The 17,420-nt window shown below is 64.8% G+C and carries 15 protein-coding genes; 5 read left to right on the top strand and 10 right to left on the bottom strand.

Annotated elements, in window-relative coordinates; all coding sequences use genetic code 11:
* Positions 1-31 precede the first annotated feature (31 nt).
* From ilvN to ilvD, 3 genes are all read right to left on the bottom strand, one after another.
* On the bottom strand, positions 32-517 hold the full coding sequence (gene ilvN, locus LG373_RS03530) for an acetolactate synthase small subunit (protein WP_114566962.1): 486 nt from the start codon (positions 515-517) through the stop codon (positions 32-34).
* Complete coding sequence (gene ilvB / locus LG373_RS03525) at positions 514-2,268, bottom strand: biosynthetic-type acetolactate synthase large subunit (RefSeq protein WP_225749201.1); 1,755 nt, start codon at positions 2,266-2,268, stop codon at positions 514-516. The genes ilvN and ilvB overlap by 4 nt, the downstream gene beginning before the upstream one ends.
* Positions 2,269-2,420: 152 nt before the next feature.
* Positions 2,421-4,094 (bottom strand): dihydroxy-acid dehydratase, encoded by a 1,674-nt coding sequence (gene ilvD / locus LG373_RS03520; protein WP_225749042.1) that lies wholly within the window; start codon positions 4,092-4,094, stop codon positions 2,421-2,423.
* A 657-nt stretch (positions 4,095-4,751) separates the two neighbouring features.
* On the opposite strand from ilvD, the gene LG373_RS03515 reads away from it, so the two are divergent.
* The 3 genes from LG373_RS03515 (at position 4,752) to cysK (ending at position 7,881) form a co-directional block, all read left to right on the top strand.
* Positions 4,752-5,669 (top strand): hypothetical protein, encoded by a 918-nt coding sequence (locus tag LG373_RS03515; RefSeq protein ID WP_225749041.1) that lies wholly within the window; start codon positions 4,752-4,754, stop codon positions 5,667-5,669.
* A 645-nt stretch (positions 5,670-6,314) separates the two neighbouring features.
* Complete coding sequence (locus LG373_RS03510; protein ID WP_114566966.1) at positions 6,315-6,869, top strand: gamma carbonic anhydrase family protein; 555 nt, start codon at positions 6,315-6,317, stop codon at positions 6,867-6,869.
* Positions 6,870-6,948: 79 nt separating this feature from the next.
* The gene (gene cysK, locus LG373_RS03505) at positions 6,949-7,881 is read left to right on the top strand and encodes a cysteine synthase A (protein WP_225749040.1); all 933 of its coding nucleotides are present in this window, start codon (positions 6,949-6,951) and stop codon (positions 7,879-7,881) included.
* Between the two features lie 73 nt (positions 7,882-7,954).
* Here cysK and LG373_RS03500 read toward each other — a convergent pair whose 3' ends face one another.
* From LG373_RS03500 to trxB, 5 genes are all read right to left on the bottom strand, one after another.
* Complete coding sequence (locus tag LG373_RS03500) at positions 7,955-8,761, bottom strand: MBL fold metallo-hydrolase (RefSeq protein ID WP_225749039.1); 807 nt, start codon at positions 8,759-8,761, stop codon at positions 7,955-7,957.
* Positions 8,762-8,854: 93 nt separating this feature from the next.
* Positions 8,855-9,688 (bottom strand): purine-nucleoside phosphorylase, encoded by an 834-nt coding sequence (locus tag LG373_RS03495; RefSeq protein ID WP_225749038.1) that lies wholly within the window; start codon positions 9,686-9,688, stop codon positions 8,855-8,857.
* A gap of 93 nt (positions 9,689-9,781) precedes the next feature.
* Positions 9,782-10,786: a HemK/PrmC family methyltransferase gene (locus LG373_RS03490; protein WP_216529744.1), complete on the bottom strand. Its 1,005-nt coding sequence runs from the start codon at positions 10,784-10,786 to the stop codon at positions 9,782-9,784.
* A gap of 1 nt (position 10,787) precedes the next feature.
* Positions 10,788-11,861 carry a peptide chain release factor 1 gene (gene prfA / locus LG373_RS03485; RefSeq protein WP_220149564.1) on the bottom strand — a complete coding sequence of 358 codons (1,074 nt, stop codon included), beginning with the start codon at positions 11,859-11,861 and terminating at the stop codon, positions 10,788-10,790.
* A gap of 140 nt (positions 11,862-12,001) precedes the next feature.
* Entirely contained in the window at positions 12,002-12,973 is a 972-nt protein-coding gene (trxB, locus tag LG373_RS03480) for a thioredoxin-disulfide reductase (protein ID WP_225749037.1), read from the bottom strand.
* Between the two features lie 189 nt (positions 12,974-13,162).
* Between trxB and msrB the strand changes: the two genes are divergently transcribed.
* Positions 13,163-14,296, top strand: coding sequence for a peptide-methionine (R)-S-oxide reductase MsrB (gene msrB / locus LG373_RS03475; protein WP_225749036.1), 1,134 nt, complete (start codon positions 13,163-13,165; stop codon positions 14,294-14,296).
* A 24-nt stretch (positions 14,297-14,320) separates the two neighbouring features.
* Here the strand turns inward: msrB and LG373_RS03470 are convergent, their stop codons facing one another.
* Positions 14,321-15,673: an MATE family efflux transporter gene (locus tag LG373_RS03470; protein ID WP_225749035.1), complete on the bottom strand. Its 1,353-nt coding sequence runs from the start codon at positions 15,671-15,673 to the stop codon at positions 14,321-14,323.
* 142 nt (positions 15,674-15,815) lie between these two features.
* Here LG373_RS03470 and LG373_RS03465 point away from each other — a divergent pair, with 142 nt between their 5' ends.
* On the top strand, positions 15,816-16,574 hold the full coding sequence (locus LG373_RS03465; protein ID WP_225749034.1) for a MerR family transcriptional regulator: 759 nt from the start codon (positions 15,816-15,818) through the stop codon (positions 16,572-16,574).
* 417 nt (positions 16,575-16,991) lie between these two features.
* On the opposite strand, the gene trxA is transcribed toward LG373_RS03465, so the two are convergent.
* Positions 16,992-17,300 carry a thioredoxin gene (trxA, locus tag LG373_RS03460; RefSeq protein WP_114566974.1) on the bottom strand — a complete coding sequence of 103 codons (309 nt, stop codon included), beginning with the start codon at positions 17,298-17,300 and terminating at the stop codon, positions 16,992-16,994.
* Between the last annotated feature and the right edge of the window lie 120 nt (positions 17,301-17,420).

Raw genomic sequence — 17,420 nt, 5'->3', positions numbered from 1 at the left:
TTGCTTGGACTTTCGGAAAAGCTGCGAAAAGCTACACGTCCTTGCTGTTTCGGGACATGGCTATTTTGCCGGTGCGGATGATCTCCTTGATGCCGTAGGCGCGGAAGAGGTCCTCCATGCCCTTGAGCTTGTTCTCGTCGCCGGTGGCCTCGATAGTGAGCGAGCTTCTTCCCACGTCGACGATCTTCGCGCGGAAGACGTTGGCGATCTCGATGATCTCGCTGCGCCGCTCGGGCGATGCGTTCACCTTGAACATCACCAGTTCGCGCTCGATGGCGGCGTCGTTGGTGAGGTCGGTGATCTTATGCACGCTGATCAGCTTGTGAAGCTGCTTGGTAATCTGCTCGAACGCAACCTCGTCGGCTTTGACGATGGCCGTCACGCGCGACATGGTGGGATCTTCGGTGGGACCGACGGACAGCGACTCGATGTTGAAGCCGCGCCGCGAGATGAGCCCCGTCACGCGCGAGAGCACGCCGGGCTTGTTCTCCACGAGAACAGACAAGATGTGCCTCATCGTCCCTCCCCTTTCTGCCCGGCTGCGGGCACGTCGATGCGCACGGCGCCCACCGCCACGTCGATCGCCCCCATGACCTCGTCGAGCGCGCGGCCCGGCGCCACCATGGGATACACGTTCTGATCGCGCGAAATGGCCACATCGAGCAAATAGGGGCCCGGCGCCTCCAGCATGCGCGCAAGCGCCGCATCCAGCTGATCGGGATGCTCCACGCGCTCGCCCTGCCAACCGTACGCGTCGGCCAGCTTCACGAAATCGGGCGTCGCGTCCAGCAGCGTAGCCGAGTAGCGGCCCTCGTAGAACAGCCGCTGCCACTGATGCACCATGCCCAGGCAGCGATTGTCCATGATGAGCACCTTCACCGGCGTGCCGTGCACGGCGGCCGTGGCCATTTCCTGGCTGTTCATTTGGAACGACCCGTCGCCGGCCACGCACACCACGCGCTTTTCGGGGCAGCCGATGGCCGCGCCGATGGCCGCCGGAAAGCCGAATCCCATGGTGCCCAAACCGCCCGACGACAAAAACGTGCGCGGCGCCTCGCGATCGATGCTCTGAGCCGCCCACATCTGATGCTGGCCCACTTCGGTGACCACGATGCTCTTGTGCGGATCCAGCAGAGCGGACAGCTTTCGCATGACCACCTCAGGCACGATTTCTTCGGGATTGTCCCTCAGATCAGGATGGTAGAACGGGTAACGCGAGCGCCACGCCGCTATCTTCTCGACCCAATCGCTCGTCGCAGGCTGGGCGTTCTCCTTCTCGAGCGCCGCCACGATGCCGGCCAAAACGCCCTTGAGGTCGCCCACGATGGGAATCTGCACCTCGCGGACCTTGCCGATCTCGGCAGGGTCGATGTCGATGTGGATCACGTCGGCCCGGGGCGCGAACTCGTCGAGCTTCCCCGTGACGCGGTCCGAGAAACGAGCGCCCGCAGCGATGATCAGGTCGCTTTCCGTCATGGCCAGGTTGGCGTATTTGGAGCCGTGCATGCCCACCGGCCCCAGGTTGAGCTTGTGCGAAGCCGGGAACGCCCCCTTGCCCATAAGCGTGGTGACCGCGGGAATCTGCATGAGCTCGGCCAGGCGGATCAACTCGTCGGAAGCGCCGGACGACACGATGCCGCCGCCCACGTACAGCACGGGGCGCTCGGCCTGCTTGATGCGGGCCACAGCCTGCTTGATCTGCTTGGCGTTGCCGCGATACGTAGGCTTGTAGGACGGCAGGTTCACTTCGTCGGGATAGGAGAACACCATGCTTTCGGAGGCAAGGTCGCTTGGCACGTCGATGAGAACCGGGCCGGGTCGCCCGGTTTTGGCGATATGGAAGGCCTCGCGAAACGTACGGGTCAGCTCGTCGGTCGACTGCAGCAGGTAGCTGTGCTTGACCACCGGCATGGAAATGCCCACGATGTCCGATTCCTGGAACGAGTCCGTGCCGATCACGCCGCGCGGCACCTGGCCCGTGATGACCACGAGCGGCACGCTGTCCATGTAGGCCGTTGCGATGCCCGTGACCGTGTTGGTGGCGCCCGGCCCGCTGGTCACGATGACCACGCCCACGTTGCCCGTGGCGCGGGCGTACCCGTCCGCCTCGTGCACCGCGCCCTGTTCGTGCCGAGACAGCACGTGCGTGATCTGCTGGGAATCGTACAGCGCGTCGTACATCTTGATGGCCTGGCCGCCCGGATAGCCGAACACCACGTCTACGCCCTCGGCCTCGAGGGAGGCGATCACCGCTTCAGCCGCGATCATCGTGGCCCCCTGCTTGGCAGTGCCGCTTCCCAACCCGCGCGGAGCGCCCACCGCAGCCGCGCTGGCCGCGGCTCGCGGTGCCGACGCTTTCTGCCGACCCGCCGCACCGCACGCGGCAGGCTCGTGCGCATCGCGTTCTTCGATTCGTTCGCTCATGAGACGTACGCCCCCTTGTCCGCAGATGAAACGAGCTTCGCGTATTTCGCGAGCACGCCATGATCGTGTTTCGGCGCGGGAAGGCGAAACGCCTCGCGACGCCGGGAAAGCTCGTCGTCGCTCACGTGCAGGGTGAGCGCGCCGCCTTCGATGTCCACCGTCACCCGATCGCCTTCCTTAACGAGCGCGATAGGCCCGCCCGCCGCGGCTTCAGGGCTCACGTGCCCGACGGCCGGGCCCTTCGTCGCGCCCGAAAAGCGCCCGTCGGTGATGAGCGCGACGCTCGTGGACAGGCCCATCCCCGAAATGGCCGACGTGGGAGTGAGCATCTCGCGCATGCCCGGGCCGCCCTTGGGGCCCTCGTAGCGAATGACTACGACGTCGCCCGAAACGATCTCGCCCGCGTAGATCGCCGCGCAAGCCGCCTCCTCGCTGTCGAAGCAGCGCGCCGGTCCCGTGTGCTTCATCATGGACGGATCGACCGCCGACTTCTTGACAACGGCCCCGTCAGGCGCGATGTTGCCGTGCAGCACCCGAAGCGCGCCCACCGGCGAGAACGGGTTGTCGTGCAAACGGCACACCTCGCCGTCGGCCGGCTTCGTGCACGACGCCAGATAGTCGTCCATCGGCCCCATGCACGTCACGGCCGTACGATCGAGCAGCCCGAGCTTCGCCAGCTCGTGCATGACCACCGGCACGCCGCCCATCTCGTACAGGTCGCTGAGCGGGCGCGGGCCCGAAGGCTGCAGCTTCACCAGATGCGGAGTGCGCGCGCTTGCAGCGTCCCAGTCGTCCATGGTCACGGGGCATCCCGCTTCGCGCGCGATGGCCGTCAGATGCAGCACCGTGTTCGTGGAGCCGCCGAACGCCATATCGCATTCCATGGCGTTGTGCACGGCGGCGGCGTTCACGATGTCGCGCATGCATACGCCCCGCTCCAGCAGCTCCATCACCTTCATGCCGGCGTGCTTCGCCAGGCGGATGCGCTCGGAATAGACCGCCGGCACCGTGCCATTGCCCGGCAAGGCGATGCCCAGGGCTTCGCACAAGCAGTTCATGGAATTCGCCGTGAACAGACCCGAGCAGCTGCCGCACGTAGGGCACGCCGTGTCTTCGTAGTGCTTGAGCTCATCAATCGTCATGGATCCCTGCTGAACGGCAGCCGCGCCATCGAACAACGTGTTGAGATCGGTGGAGGGGCCGCAGCCGCCGGGCTGCTTTCCGGCCAGCATGGGGCCGCCGGACACGAACACCGTGGGAATGTTCACGCGCAGGGCGCCCAGCAGCATGCCCGGCACGATCTTGTCGCAGTTGGGAATGCATACGAGGGCGTCGAAGGCGTGGCCCTGCACGGCACATTCCAGGCTGTCGGCGATGACCTCGCGCGACACGAGCGAGTAGTGCATGCCGTCGTGGTTCATGGCGATGCCGTCGCACACCCCGATGGTCGAAAGCTCGAACGGCACGCCGCCCGCCATGTAGATGCCGGCCTTTACGGCCTCGGCGATTTTATCCAGGTTGTTGTGTCCGGGAATAACGTCGTTTCGGGAGTTGAACACCGCAACGAGCGGGCGCTTCAGCTCCTCGTCGGTGATGCCGTCCGCCTTGAGCAAGCTGCGGTGGGGGGCGCGCGCCACGCCGGCGGTAACGGCTTCGCTTCTCAGCTGCATCTGGCTCCTTCCTTCGAGTCCGACCATAAAAAAATCCTGTTGCACGTAAGCTGCACCAGGACCTCAGAAGGAAAGCGGATACGACGCGACGAAGACGCGCGGCCTATCTCAATCGGACTGATAACGGAGTCGCCGGTTCAGCCTACTTGCCCGCGGGTTCCCGAAGATCGTCCGGGTGAGCCGCGCAACGTTCGAACCGAACTGCTCGGAGGTGGCGTTCAGGCCGCCCACCACCGGCTCGCAGCATCCGCCGGCTCTCTGAAGATGGGTTCGTCCCTACTGTCCTCGTCAACGCATTTCGTTCTATGAAGTTGTTGCAGGCCAGTATACCCCAGCTTGCCGCGCGCACAAGCGAAACTTCGACGGGCGCGCGGCGCGCGCAGGAAATTCACACGAGCCAACTCGGAAATGAGGCGGACAGGACCGAGAGACAACGTCGAAGGCGCCCGTACCGCGATTCGATGCCAGAAAGCAACATGCATGCCCAAGATGACAATCCGTCAACCAGTCAGTCAGAACCGAGCAACGGTTTCGTCGGCGAACGCGGCGAAAAGCACCGAAACCGTACACTTTCTTTTTACGTACGCGTCCTGAAGCCGATACGGAACGCGTCATACGTCTGCCGTCGATCGCCTGGCCGCGAAAGGAGGAGCCGCCGTGACGAACCGAAACCTGCCCGACATACCGTTTCAGGGCACCGGGCCGCAGCCGCACGTCGGCTTGCCGCAAAGCGAGCGGCACCTGCCCAACCGAACGCACGGCATCCGTTTCGACGTCTCGTTGCAACGGCCCACTGCCGACGAGGCGCGCGACCCCTTCGCCACCGTGCGTCCCGCCACACCCGACCTGCACCGCGGCAATCGCCCGCCATCTGCGGGAACGGCCTCGATGCGGATACTTTCGGCCATCTTCGCCATTGTCGCAGTAGGGGCCGTGGGCACGATCGGAGGCACGCTCGTTTCCCGCGGCATCGCCGCAGCGCCCGAGGCCGACAGCGTCCCAGCTGCCGAATCCGCGCCCAGCCAAAGCGTCGACGCAGCCGGGAACAGCACCGCGCCCGCTTGGAAGAAAGCTTCTGCCCCCGCGCTCTTCCAGAACGATCCCGCCTGGTCATCCGATCCTTACGGATCGGGCACCATCGGCTCGTCGGGCGGCGCGCCCCTGTGCTTGGCCATGGCGCGCATCGGCGTCACGGGAGACACCGACATGGGACCGTCCGTCGTGGCGGCTTTCGCGCGCAGCAACGGCTACGTCGAAAACCCCGACGGCCTGCTTGCGGAAGGCGCGCGCCAACTGGGGCTGAAGGTGAACTCGGTGGAGTCGAGCGAGCTGGCCATCAGGAAAGAGATCACTGCGGGACGCCCCGTGATCGCATCGCTCGACAGCGACTCCTCCGCCAGCAAGCCGTCCTACGTCGTGCTGGTCGACATCGATCGGCACGGCATGCTGGTGGTGAACGACCCGAAGCGCCGCGACCACGCCGTCCACAGCCGATCCTTCAACGACGTGGTGCGCCGAGCGAACGCGCTTTGGTCCTACCAGGCCGCACCCGCCTCCAAGCCCGCATCGTCGTAAGCCGCCCCGCGTGCAAGCGGGCGTCGCGGCGCAGCGGGCCGACCGACGACGGGGCGCGTGCCTAGGGCATGCACTCGGCCGCGCGCGACGGCGCATGTGCGAACCCGGCCGCCGGAGCAAGCGGGCGTCGCGGCGCAGCGGGCCGCGCGCTCCCGTCCGTCAGCGCATGCGCGAGTCCGACCGCGGGCGCATGTGCGCGTCCGGCCGTCGGCGCGCGAATACCGGCTCATCGGGGCGTTCCTGTCAAAACGGACGAGTTTTGCTGGTCCTCAAACCAGGATAAAGACAAGTCACAACTTCGTGACCTGGGGAAATAGAAATCGGAGTCTCGCGAAACCTCCTCCGCAGAGCAAAAACCGCCGCAAAACTCGTTAGTTTTGACAGCGCGAGGGTTTTACGCTCCGCGGGCGCCCGCACGCAACCGAGCGCCAGAGGATTCCCGAGCCCCGCCGCGCGCCGCCGCGCTCCCCCATGCAAGCGCCCGCGCCCTCCTTCTCACACTTCCCCTGATTTGAGGGTCCCGCCCGCCGCATTCGGCCGCGATCCCCTCGAAACGCAGCGATCCCCTTCCTATAATAAAGTACGAACACGAAGCAGCGAGGCCGGGCGCCCACCGCGCGAACGGCCCGTCACAAGGAGGCCCACATGGACTACCGTCAACTCGAGATCCATCCCGAAGCGCGCATCGCGCCCAACGCCACCCTCATCGGCAACGTATCCGTCGGCAAAGACGCCGTCATCCTGTTCAACGCCACGCTGCGCGGCGACTACGGATCGAAGATCGTCATCGGCGAGGGAACCAGCGTCCAGGAAAACTGCTGCGTGCATCTGGGCGCCGCGAGCGACTGCGTCATCGGCTCCGGCGTGACCGTCGGCCACGGAGCCATCGTGCACGGCTGCACCATCGGCGACAACACGCTGGTCGGCATGGGTTCCATCATCATGGACGGAGCGAACGTCGGATCGAACTGCATCGTAGGCGCCGGGTCCCTCGTTACCGGCGGAACCCAGATCCCCGACGGCATGCTGGTCATGGGCTCGCCCGCAAAGGTGCGGCGCCCCCTCACCGACGACGAAATCGCGCAAAACCGCGTCGACGCCGAAGGCTACGTCGCCATCGGCAAAGACCTCGTGGAAAACGGCATCATCTACGAAGGAGCGAACCTTCCTCGCGATATCATGACCATCGCCGTCAAGTAGATTCCGTATGCGCGTAAACGCGCAATGGTACAATGGATGCTTACCGCATACGAACCCGAACCATGATCGAGGAACCATCGTGATCTACGACAACGTGCTTGACGCCATGGGGCGCACGCCCCTCATCCGCCTGAACAGCCTCTCCGAAGAAGGATCCGCCCAGATCCTCGCAAAGTACGAAGGCGTGAACGTAGGAGGATCGGTCAAGACCCGCACAGCCTGGCAGATGATCGACCAGGCCGAAAAGCGCGGTCAACTGAAACCCGACAGCATCATCGTGGAGCCGACGAGCGGCAACCAGGGCATCGGGCTTGCGCTCGTGTGCGCCGTCAAGGGATACGCCGCTCGCATCATCATGCCCGACTCCGTGTCCGTCGAGCGCCGCAAGCTCGTGCGCCACTACGGAGCCGACGTGATCATCGTGCACGACGACGGGGACATCGGCAAGTGCATCGCCGAATGCATCGCCACCGCCGAGCGCATGGCAGCGGAAGACCCGCGCGTCTACGTTCCCCAGCAGTTCGAGAACGAGGACAACCTGTTCGCCCATAAGTACCACACCGCGCTCGAAATCGTCGAGGACGTCGAAGGCCCCATTCACGGCTTCTGCTCCGGCATCGGCACGGGCGGAACCATTTCCGGCGTCGGACAGATCCTCAAGCGCCTGTACCCCGACGTGGAGATATGGGCGGTCGAGCCCGAAAACGCCGCCATTCTTTCCGGAGGCGGCATCGGCACGCACCTGCAGATGGGCATCGGCGACGGCTTGATCCCCGCCATCCTCGATCAGGAGATCTACGACGACATCTGCATCGTTTCGGACGAAGATGCCCTCGACACCGCTCGCGCTCTCGCTCGCCAGGAAGGCCTGCTCTGCGGCGTGTCGTCGGGCACGAACGTAGCCGCCGCGCGCCGCCTTGCCCGCAAGCTCGGCGCCGGCAAGACCGTGGTCACGCTTCTGCCCGACACGGGCGAGCGCTACTTCTCCACCGAGCTGTTCGAGGGCGAGTAAGCCGCACGAAGCAATCGTACCGCAGCCGCCTGCGCGCCCACCGACGCAAAGCGGCTGCGGCGAGCGAACCCGTCTACTCCACGCTCACGAGCATTCCCTGGTACGCCGCCTGCACGGTCGCACCATGAGACGCGCGCGACACCACCGCAGCCAAAGACTCCTCGGGCAGACGGTACGTATTGTTGTTCTGCGAGATATGCATGGCAACCACCTGCTCCAACCGCGCGCACAGCAATGCGTCAAGCTCATCGGCCGCCTGAACGTTCGACAGGTGGCCCACGTCGGACCCGATGCGACGCTTGACCGGATACGGGTACGGCCCCTCTTGCAGCATCCGCACGTCATGGTTGCTCTCCAGCGCCAAAATGCGCACGTTGGACAGGCCCTCGTGCGCCTCGCCCGTCACGATGCCGGTATCGGTCACGAACCCCAGCGCGTCGCCGTCCGAGCTTTCGAAACGAAACCCGCACGACGCAGCCGCATCGTGCGAGGTGGCGAACGCGTGCACGCTCATCCCCGCAAGCGAGAGCGCATCGCCGCTCGCCAAGGCGCGCAGGTCGCATGCTCCCTCGAGCGCGCGAATCTCCTTGCTCGCAAGGCGCACGGCGCTGTTCACATACACGGCAGGAGCAATTCCCTGCTTCGCCAAACCGCGCAGCACCACGCCCAGGCCCTTCGTGTGATCGCCGTGGTCGTGCGTGATCAGGACGGCCGCAAGGTTCGCCGGGTCGAATCCCGCCTCGTCGACGCGCGCGAAGAAGTCGCGCTTGCAGATGCCGCAATCAACCAGCACGCCCGCACCCGTAGCGGCGTCCTCGATCACGGCAGCGTTACCGTAGCTGCCGCTTGCCAGCACATGCAGCTTCAACCGATGGTCCATGGATTCCTTCCAAACGATACGGTGCGCCAAACGCCTGCCCGACGGGTTCCCGCCGAGTTTCCAAAGCGCTTGACGCGCGCGGATTCACTGTTGTTACAACTGTTCGATCACGCCCGTGATCAGACGCGCGAAATCGGCTTCGCGCGTCTTCGCCACATCGAGCACCTCGACGCCGGTGGGGCTTGCGCCCCCGATGCCGCATCCCATGTTCGAGACAAGCGACACGCCCAGCACGCGCATGCCCACATGGCGCGCGGCTATAACCTCTTCGCACACGCTCATAGCAACCGTGTCGGCTCCCCATGATCGGAACATGCGAATCTCGGCCGGCGTCTCGAAGCTTGGGCCGAGCAAGCCCAAATACACGCCTTCCTGCACGCGTATCCCCCGTTCAGCCGCCACATCATGGGCAATGGAGCGCAACTGCGGGTCGAACGCGTCGAACATGGAGAAGAATCTATCGGACAGGTTGGCCGGATCGGGTGCGGCAATGGGGTTGCGCCCCGTGAAGTTGATCTGGTCGGACATGATGCAGAAATCGCCCACCTGGTAGTTCACGTTGAGCGCGCCGACGGCGTTGGTGGTGATGAGCGTATCGACGCCGAGACGCTGCATGAGCCACACCGGATACGCCACTTCCTGCGAGGAGTTCCCTTCGTAGCCGTGCAGGCGGCCCTGCATGACCAGCACGCACTTCCCGCCCAGCGTTCCGCACACGAACCTGCCCACGTGCCCTTCCGCCGTGCTCGTATTCATGCGCGGAACCTCGACGTAGGGAATCAACTCCGCATCGGCGATCTCGTTAGCCAGCGGATTCAAGCCCGAGCCCAGAATCAAGCCGATGCGCGGGCGCCGATCGCCCAGGCGCTTTCGCATGGTGTACGCCGAAAGCGTAAGATTATCGTCCAAGATGTTTCGTTCCAGCATGGCGACCCCTTCCCTTGGTTTCGCACCATTATAGCGAAGCAGCCGCCTCGCATGCGCGCGCCGCGATCCGCCGTGCCGCCATGCCGTCGCAGGCTAGCTGCAGGCATCCGCCTTGCGCGCAGTCAAAACGCGGGGGCGTTGCGCCAGGTCGCGCACGATGCGCACATCCTGAAAGCCCGCTTCGCGCGCCAGGGCCGCCGCTTCGTCCAAATGCCCCTCGTGCAGCTCGAACGCGAACGCACCGCCAGGCTTGAGCGCAGCGCCGCACCACGGCAACAACCGGCGCAGCACGTCCAAGCCGTCCGATCCGCCGTCAAGAGCAAGCTCCGGCTCGAAGTCGGCCACCTCGCGCGGAATGTCGGCCAGCACCGCCGTAGGCACGTACGGCGGATTGGAAACCACCAGGTCAAGCGCGCCTATCATGCAAGAAGGAACGCATTCCCCCAGATCGCCCGCAAGCACCTCCACTCGCTCGTCCAAGCCGAGCGCCCGCGCGTTGTCGCCGGCAAGCGCAACGGCTTCGGGCGCGATGTCCGTGGCAACCACGTGCGCAAGCGGATGCTCGAACGCGATGGAGCACGCGATGCAGCCCGACCCCGTGCACAAATCGGCCACCAGCAACTCGGGAGCAGGAACCTGCGCATCGGGCGCATCTTCGGAGGCATCCCGCTCGTCAGCGGAATCGGCAGCAGCTTCGGCAAGAGGGGCTTCAAGCGCTTCTTCCGCCCAAGCATCGGCCGCAACGCGCTTCGGCGCCGGCGGCAGGAGCGACAGCGCCTCGCTCACCAGCACCTCGGTTTCGGGACGCGGGATGAGCACCCCGGGGCGCACCTGCACAGTGATGTGGCGAAACCCCACCTCTCCGGTGATGTACTGCAAGGGCTCTCCGGCGCCGCGACGCGCCACGAAACCGCGCAGCACGTCGCGCTCGTCCAGGGACAAGGGCTGGTCGAAGTTCGCGTACAGCTCGATGCGGCTCAGGCCCGTGGCCTCGGACAGAAGCCATTGCGCAGAAATGCGCGGGTTCTCGTCGCCTTTGCGCTCCAGATAGCCGACCGTCCAATCAAGGGCGGCCTTGATAGTCCAAACGTCGCTCAACCTAAACCGCAGCTTCCAGCTTCTGCGCGCGATCGGCGGCCTGCAACGCGGTGATCACGTCGCCCAGGCCGTCGCCGAGCAGCACGCCGTTGTACGTGCCGTTGAAGCCGATGCGGTGATCGGTCACGCGGTCCTGCGGGCCGTTGTAGGTGCGGATCTTCTCGGAACGATCGCCCGAACCGATCTGAGCCAAGCGCTCGGCGCCCTCGGCGGCCTGCTGTTCGGCCAGCATCTTCTCGTACAGGCGCGCGCGCAAAACGGCCATTGCGGCGATCTTGTTCTGCAGCTGCGACTTCTGATCCTGCGACTGCACCACCAAGCCCGACGGCAGGTGCGTGATGCGCACGGCCGAGTCGGTGGTGTTCACGCACTGGCCGCCCGGGCCGCCGGCGCGATACACGTCAATGCGAAGATCGTTCTCGTTGATGTCGACTTCGACCTCGTCGGCTTCGGGAAGAACGGCCACGGTGGCCGTGGACGTATGGATGCGACCCTGGCTCTCGGTCTTGGGGACGCGCTGCACGCGATGCACGCCGGACTCGAACTTCATGACCGAGTACACCTTGTCGCCCTTGACCTTGAACTGAACCTCCTTGAAGCCGCCAGCCTCCGAAGCCGACACGTCCATGGTCTCGGTCTTCCAGCCCTGCGCAGCAGCGAAGCGCTCGTACATCTTGTAGAGGTCGCCGGCGAAAATGGCCGCCTCGTCGCCGCCCGCGGCAGCGCGGATCTCGACGATGATGTCCTTGTCGTCCGCCGGATCGGCCGGAATGAGCATGAACTTGATATCCTCTTCAAGAGCGGGAAGCCTGCTCTCGATCTCGGCCATCTCCTCCTGAGCGAACTCCTTCATATCAGGGTCGGAGAGCATCTCCTTGGCGGCGGCCAGATCGTCGGACGCCTGCACGTACTCGCGCGCCTTCTTCGCAAGGGGGCCCTGGTTCGCGTACTCCTTGGCCAGGCGGTTGTATTCCTTCTGATCAGCAAGAACGGCCGGATCGCCCATCTTGACCTGGACGTCCTCGTAGGCCTCGATGATCTTGACCAGCTTCTCGCGCATATCGGTATCCTGCATGGTGTGTGCTGTCCTTCGTAACGTGGTTCACCTGATCGCACGCGCCGCGCGCGACGAGTGCCCGCCCCTGTGCAGGAGCGGGCACCACTGCGTAACTGGTTTATGATAGCAGATCGAAAAGCGCTTCGCAGCAACCAGCACTAGATCGCCAAGTACTCCGAAGCCTCTTCGGCGCACACCGCGCCGTCGGCGACGGCGGTGACCACCTGGCGGAGGAACTTCGTGCGCACGTCGCCGGCTACGTACACGCCCGGCACGTCGGTGGCGCCCGACTCGTCGGCCACCACGTACCCGGTCTCGTCCAGCTGCAAGGCTCCCTTCAAGAACTCCGTGTTGGGCTCGGTGCCCACGGCCACGAACAGGCCGCTCACGGGGATGTCGCGAATCTCCCCCGTCTTCAGCATCTCCACGCGCACGCCCGCGAGCGCGCCTTCGTCGGCCATCAGCTTGCGCGGCGCGGCGCTCCAGACGAACTCCAGGTTCTCCAAGTCCTCCAACCGCTTATGGTAGATGGCCGTGGCGCGCAGCTTGTCGCGGCGATGCACCAGGTACACCTTCTTGCAGATGCGCGACAGGTAGATGGCGTCGCCCACGGCCGTGTTGCCGCCGCCCACCACCATGACCTCCTTGTCGCGGAAGAAGTTGCCGTCGCACGTGGCGCAGTACGACACGCCGCGGCCCTGCAGCTCGTCCTCGAGCTCCAGCCCCAGCTTGCGCGGGCGGGCGCCGGTGGCCACGATGACGCTCTTCGCCCGGTGCTCGCCGAACGCGGTGGTCAGCACCTTGGGCTCCTGCGCGAAGTCAACCGCCACGACCTCTTCGCCCACGTGGCGCACGCCGAAGCGATCCGCCTGCTGCTTCATGGAAAACGCCAGCTCGAAGCCGTCCGTTCCCTCGGGAAAGCCCGGGTAGTTCTCCATATGCTCGGTCTGGGCAAGCTGCCCGCCCGGCGAAATGCGCTCGAACACCACGGCGTCGAGCCCCGCGCGGGCCGCGTACAGGCCGGCGGTCAGCCCGGCAGGTCCCGCTCCGATCACGGCAACGTCTATAACCTCGGGATGGGAGCCTTTGCACTCCTGCGAGGTTTCGTTCAAGGGACGCTCTTCGTTCATAGCAAGCCTCCAAACATCGTCTTTTTTCAACGATCAGTATACGGTAGAAGCGATGTGCGTTACGAGGGCGTTCCTCAACGGCAGCGTTACGGTTTCGTTGTGCGTTCGTGGGAAAACGGCCGCAACCGCGACGATGCGCTAGGATGGGGCGCGACAGAGAGCCCGCAGCGGCGCGATAGGAGCAGCACTATGAACAAGCAACGAGAGGACCTGCACACCCTCTACCTTGCCGGAGGTTGTTTCTGGGGGTTGGAAGCCTATCTGAAGCGCCTGCCCGGCGTGCGGCGCACGGTTGCGGGCTACGCGAACGGATCGACCGAAAACCCCAGCTACCGCGACGTATGCCTATGGAACACCGGGCATGCGGAAACCGTTTCCGTCACCTACGATCGCACGATCCTGCCCACCGACCTGCTCCTGGACGCCTTCTTCGAGGCGATAGACCCCACGAGCCTCGACCGGCAGGGCAACGATCGGGGAACTCAGTACCGAAGCGGCATCTACTGGCAGGACGAGGCCGACCTGCCTTCCATAGAGGCCGCCGTGCTGCGGCAGCAGGCTTCTCACATTGAGCCGATCGTCACCGAAGTGGAACCGCTCGACGGCTTCTACCCCGCCGAAGACTACCATCAAGACTACCTGGCCAAGAACCCCGGAGGCTACTGCCATATCCACCTGGGAGCGGCCGACGAGTTCGCGCGGCGAACCGGCCTGCAGGAAGGACGCCCCTGCATCGAGCACGACGGGCTGTGCGAAGCCGTGGACACCCCGGGCGTGCGCAAGCTCGACCACGACCTGTGCGCATCGGCCGGCTGCGATCCGCAAGACGCGCCCTGCGTCGACCCGAACGACCCCGAAACGGCGGCCCAGCTCATCCGGGCCCAAGGCTACGCCGCGCCCGACGACGCCCAGCTCAAGCAAACGCTCGACGAATCCCAGTACCGCGTCGTCCGGCGCAACGCCACCGAGCGGCCGTTCTCCCACCCGTACGACCACCTGTTCGAACGCGGAATCTACGTGGACGTGACCAGCGGAGAGCCGCTGTTCTCGTCCGCCGATAAGTTCGACTCCGGTTGCGGTTGGCCAGCGTTTTCGCGCCCCATCGCCCGCAGCGTGGTAACCGAGCACCTTGACCACAGCCTGGGCACCTTGCGCACCGAGGTGCGCAGCAACGCCGGAGACGCCCATCTTGGGCACGTGTTCTCGGACGGCCCCGCGCAAAGCGGCGGGCTTCGCTACTGCATCAACGGCGCAGCTCTTCGCTTCGTCCCCTACGACCGCATGGACGCGGAAGGCTACGGCTACCTCAAGCCGCTGGTCTAAAACCGCCGGCCTCGACCAAGCGCGCTAGCAAGAGCTGCAGCTGGGATCCCCGTCCAAGCTGCAGCCGCGCTCGCGCTCGCGACTGCGGTGCCGGAAGCGCAGGAGCGAGCCCGCGGCAACCGACAGGATCATCTGCACGATGGTGACCGAGATCCAGATGCCGTCCAGCCCGAACGCCCACGCCATGCCGAACACCACGGCAACGACAAGGGCGGCTTCGCCGTACACGATGGCGTTCGACGCTTTCGCATCGTCCACCGCATAGAAGTAGGACGTGGATGCGTGCGTGAAGCCGTAGAACACGTACGCCGTCGAGAACACGGGCAGCGCCCAGGCGATGAGCCCCGTGGTTTCGGGCGAGGCGCCGAACAGCAGCGGCACCTGATGGCGCAGCAGGTACATGGCGGCCAGGCCGATCACGCCCAAGCTGATGGTGATGAGGTAGTTGGTGTTGCGGAAGCGCCGAACGGCGTCGGCGTCGCCCGACCCGTAGTAGCGCGAGATGAGCGGCTGGGAGCCATCGCCCACGCCCTGGATGAGCATCTGGATCACGCAAGCCGTGTACGACACCACCGCGTACGCCGCGAGCGCCGTCTCGCCGCCGTAGGTTGCCAGGTTCACGTTGATGGCCACAACCGTGGCTTCGGGCAAGAGCGTAAGGCCGAACGGGGCCAATCCCAGCTTGAGGGCATGCACGGCTATCCTGCCGTCTATACGCAGATCGGCGCGGCTGATGCGGTTCTCTTTACGCAGGAAAAAGCCGGCAACCAGCACGAACGCGGCAACTTGGGACAAAACCGTGGCCTCGGCGGCGCCCGCCGTTCCCATGCCCAGCGCAATCACGAACACGTAGTCGAGCACCACGTTCATGAGCCCTGCCAGCACCTGCACCGCCATGGCGAAGGCGACCTTGCCCTGGTTTCTAATGAGCGGCGTGCAGCCCGTCACCATAATCTGAAACGGCACGCCCCAAGCGATGACCCCGATATAGGAGATGGCCTGGTTGAGCGTTTCGCCGCGCCCGCCCAAAAGCTCGCAGACGGGACCCGCGAACAAAAACAGCAGCGCCATGATGGGAATCGAAGCCAGAAGCAGCATGAGAAACGTCGTGCCCACCGCACGCCGCGATTTCTCCTCGTCGCCCGCGCCGCGCGCGATGGAGGATATCACGCCGCCGCCCATGCCCACGCCCGTGCCCACCGCCATGATGAACGCGACCACGGGAAACGCCACGTTGATGCCAGCCAAGCCGGCGTCGCCCACGGCATGCCCCACGAAGATGCCGTCGACGATGCTGTACACGCCCGCTAACGTGAACGTGAGCATCGTGGGGATTATGTACTTAAGGTACTCGCGTACCATGCTTTTCTTGATCATGCCGATTCTCCGCTGCGGATCTTGCCCTGAAATGTTCCGGATGGTACTCTAAACCTTAAAGCTGCTTGAAGGTAAACCCGCCCGAGCAGGATTCTCGGAATCTCCAAACAAACAGGAGCCAGGTCAGGATGGGAGAAGCGCCGTGAACGCAACGCCGCGCTACTACGACATCAAGGACGCAGCGCGCTGTCTGGGCGTTGCTCCTTCCACGCTGCGCTACTGGGAAAGCCAGGGGCTTGTCCGCGTAAGCCGCGACGAGCACAACGACTACCGGCGATACGCGCTGCACGACGTGCTCGAAGCAGGCGAGATCGCCTTTTACCGCCAGCTGGGCGTGCCGGTGCGCGACCTGGCAAGCTATCGGGCCATGTCCATCAGCGCGCTTGACGATGCGCTCGGACGCACCGAAGACAGCATCGAGCGGCGCATCGCGGAACTTGAGACCATGCGGACGCGCCTCGCCCGTCAACGCTCGCTCAACGCCGTGGCCGAGGAGTTGAGGGTTTCCGGGATGCGCCCGGCAACGCCCGCCATCGAACGTCTGACCAGCATCGATTACAACACGTCCGTACCGTGGAACGCGCTCATAGACGAGCCGTGGTGCTACGCCGTGCTGATACGAGCCGAAGACCCCTCCGTCGTGCACGAAGCCGTGGCCGACGAAGCAGGGGGCGCTTCCCCGCTTTGGATGCGTACGCCTTCCGACAACGAACGCACCTGTCGGGAATGCCTGCTCAAAACCACGCCGGAGCTTGACGGCAACAACGCAGCCGAGCTGTTCGACGCCGCGACCCGTTCCGGCCTGCGTCCTCGCGCTTTGGTGGGCACGTACCTGGTGACCGCAACCGAACCCGAAGACGGATCCCGTTGGGATTACTACCGGTCTTGGATCGTGACGTAGCCCGACAAGCGGGCAGGCGGCAAAGCCGACCGACGGCGAACCGTCGAGTCGAATTCGCCGTAGCCCGATGCGCCGTCAAGCCGCTATCGGTGCGCCCCCATTCCGAGACCGCAAAAGCCTCGCTGGCGTTTCGGAAGGTGGAAGGGGACGTCTGCGCACGGCAGCGTCAGATGCCCTGGTTTGCGCACGATTCTTTTCCCAATGTTGCGTCCGAGAGGCGTACGAAGGGGCAGGCATCGACGCGACCGCGCGTTTTGCCTGGTCGCGATCATTCGCCGCCGGCGGACGGGCCTCAACATGCACTCGCGCGCAACATTGGGGAAAGAATCGTGCACGGAGGAACGACCCCGTCGCGTCGCGCAAAAAAGGGAGCCGCATGCTGCGGCTCCCTTTGCGATAGCACATTAGGATGCTGGTTTAGCCCAGCATCGCCAGGATGTTCTGCTTCGGCTGCACGCCCACAGCCTGCTGCTTGACCTGGCCATTTTCGAATACGACAAGCGTCGGGACGCTCATCACGCCGTAGCGCTGGGCCACATCCGGGCTCTGGTCGATGTCCACCTTGTAAACGGCCGCCTTGCCGGCCACTTCGCTGGACACCTCGTCAAGCGTGGGGGCGAGCATCTTGCACGGTCCGCACCACGTGGCGAAAAAGTCCACGAGCACCGGTCCCTGCGCGTCGAGCACCTTGGACTGGAAATCAGCAGAAGAGATAACCTCGCTCATAACAACCTCCTTTACTTGGCGACGCCTCCTTCGGGGAAGCCACGCCGCTCGAACCAAGCTTGCGCATCGGCTCTTCGTTCATTTGCGTGTATTTTAACCGGAAGCCGCACATGCTGCATC

Source organism: Paraeggerthella sp. Marseille-Q4926 (genome assembly GCF_916618935.1).
GTDB classification, from domain to species: Bacteria; Actinomycetota; Coriobacteriia; order Coriobacteriales; family Eggerthellaceae; genus Paraeggerthella; species Paraeggerthella hominis.
The sequence above is the reverse complement of the archived record's forward strand: the minus strand, read 5'-3'. Positions and strand labels throughout refer to the sequence as shown.

Excerpts from the sequence above, each read along its gene's own strand:
- prfA (WP_220149564.1), bottom strand. The coding sequence starts at position 11,861 with ATGCAGGATACCGATATGCGCGAGAAGCTGGTCAAGATCATCGAGGCC.
- LG373_RS03470 (WP_225749035.1), bottom strand. The coding sequence starts at position 15,673 with ATGATCAAGAAAAGCATGGTACGCGAGTACCTTAAGTACATAATCCCC.
- msrB (WP_225749036.1), top strand. The coding sequence starts at position 13,163 with ATGAACAAGCAACGAGAGGACCTGCACACCCTCTACCTTGCCGGAGGT.
- LG373_RS03500 (WP_225749039.1), bottom strand. The coding sequence starts at position 8,761 with ATGGACCATCGGTTGAAGCTGCATGTGCTGGCAAGCGGCAGCTACGGT.
- ilvN (WP_114566962.1), bottom strand. The coding sequence starts at position 517 with ATGAGGCACATCTTGTCTGTTCTCGTGGAGAACAAGCCCGGCGTGCTC.
- trxA (WP_114566974.1), bottom strand. The coding sequence starts at position 17,300 with ATGAGCGAGGTTATCTCTTCTGCTGATTTCCAGTCCAAGGTGCTCGAC.
- trxB (WP_225749037.1), bottom strand. The coding sequence starts at position 12,973 with ATGAACGAAGAGCGTCCCTTGAACGAAACCTCGCAGGAGTGCAAAGGC.
- LG373_RS03510 (WP_114566966.1), top strand. The coding sequence starts at position 6,315 with ATGGACTACCGTCAACTCGAGATCCATCCCGAAGCGCGCATCGCGCCC.
- LG373_RS03495 (WP_225749038.1), bottom strand. The coding sequence starts at position 9,688 with ATGCTGGAACGAAACATCTTGGACGATAATCTTACGCTTTCGGCGTAC.
- ilvD (WP_225749042.1), bottom strand. The coding sequence starts at position 4,094 with ATGCAGCTGAGAAGCGAAGCCGTTACCGCCGGCGTGGCGCGCGCCCCC.
- ilvB (WP_225749201.1), bottom strand. The coding sequence starts at position 2,268 with ATGATCGCGGCTGAAGCGGTGATCGCCTCCCTCGAGGCCGAGGGCGTA.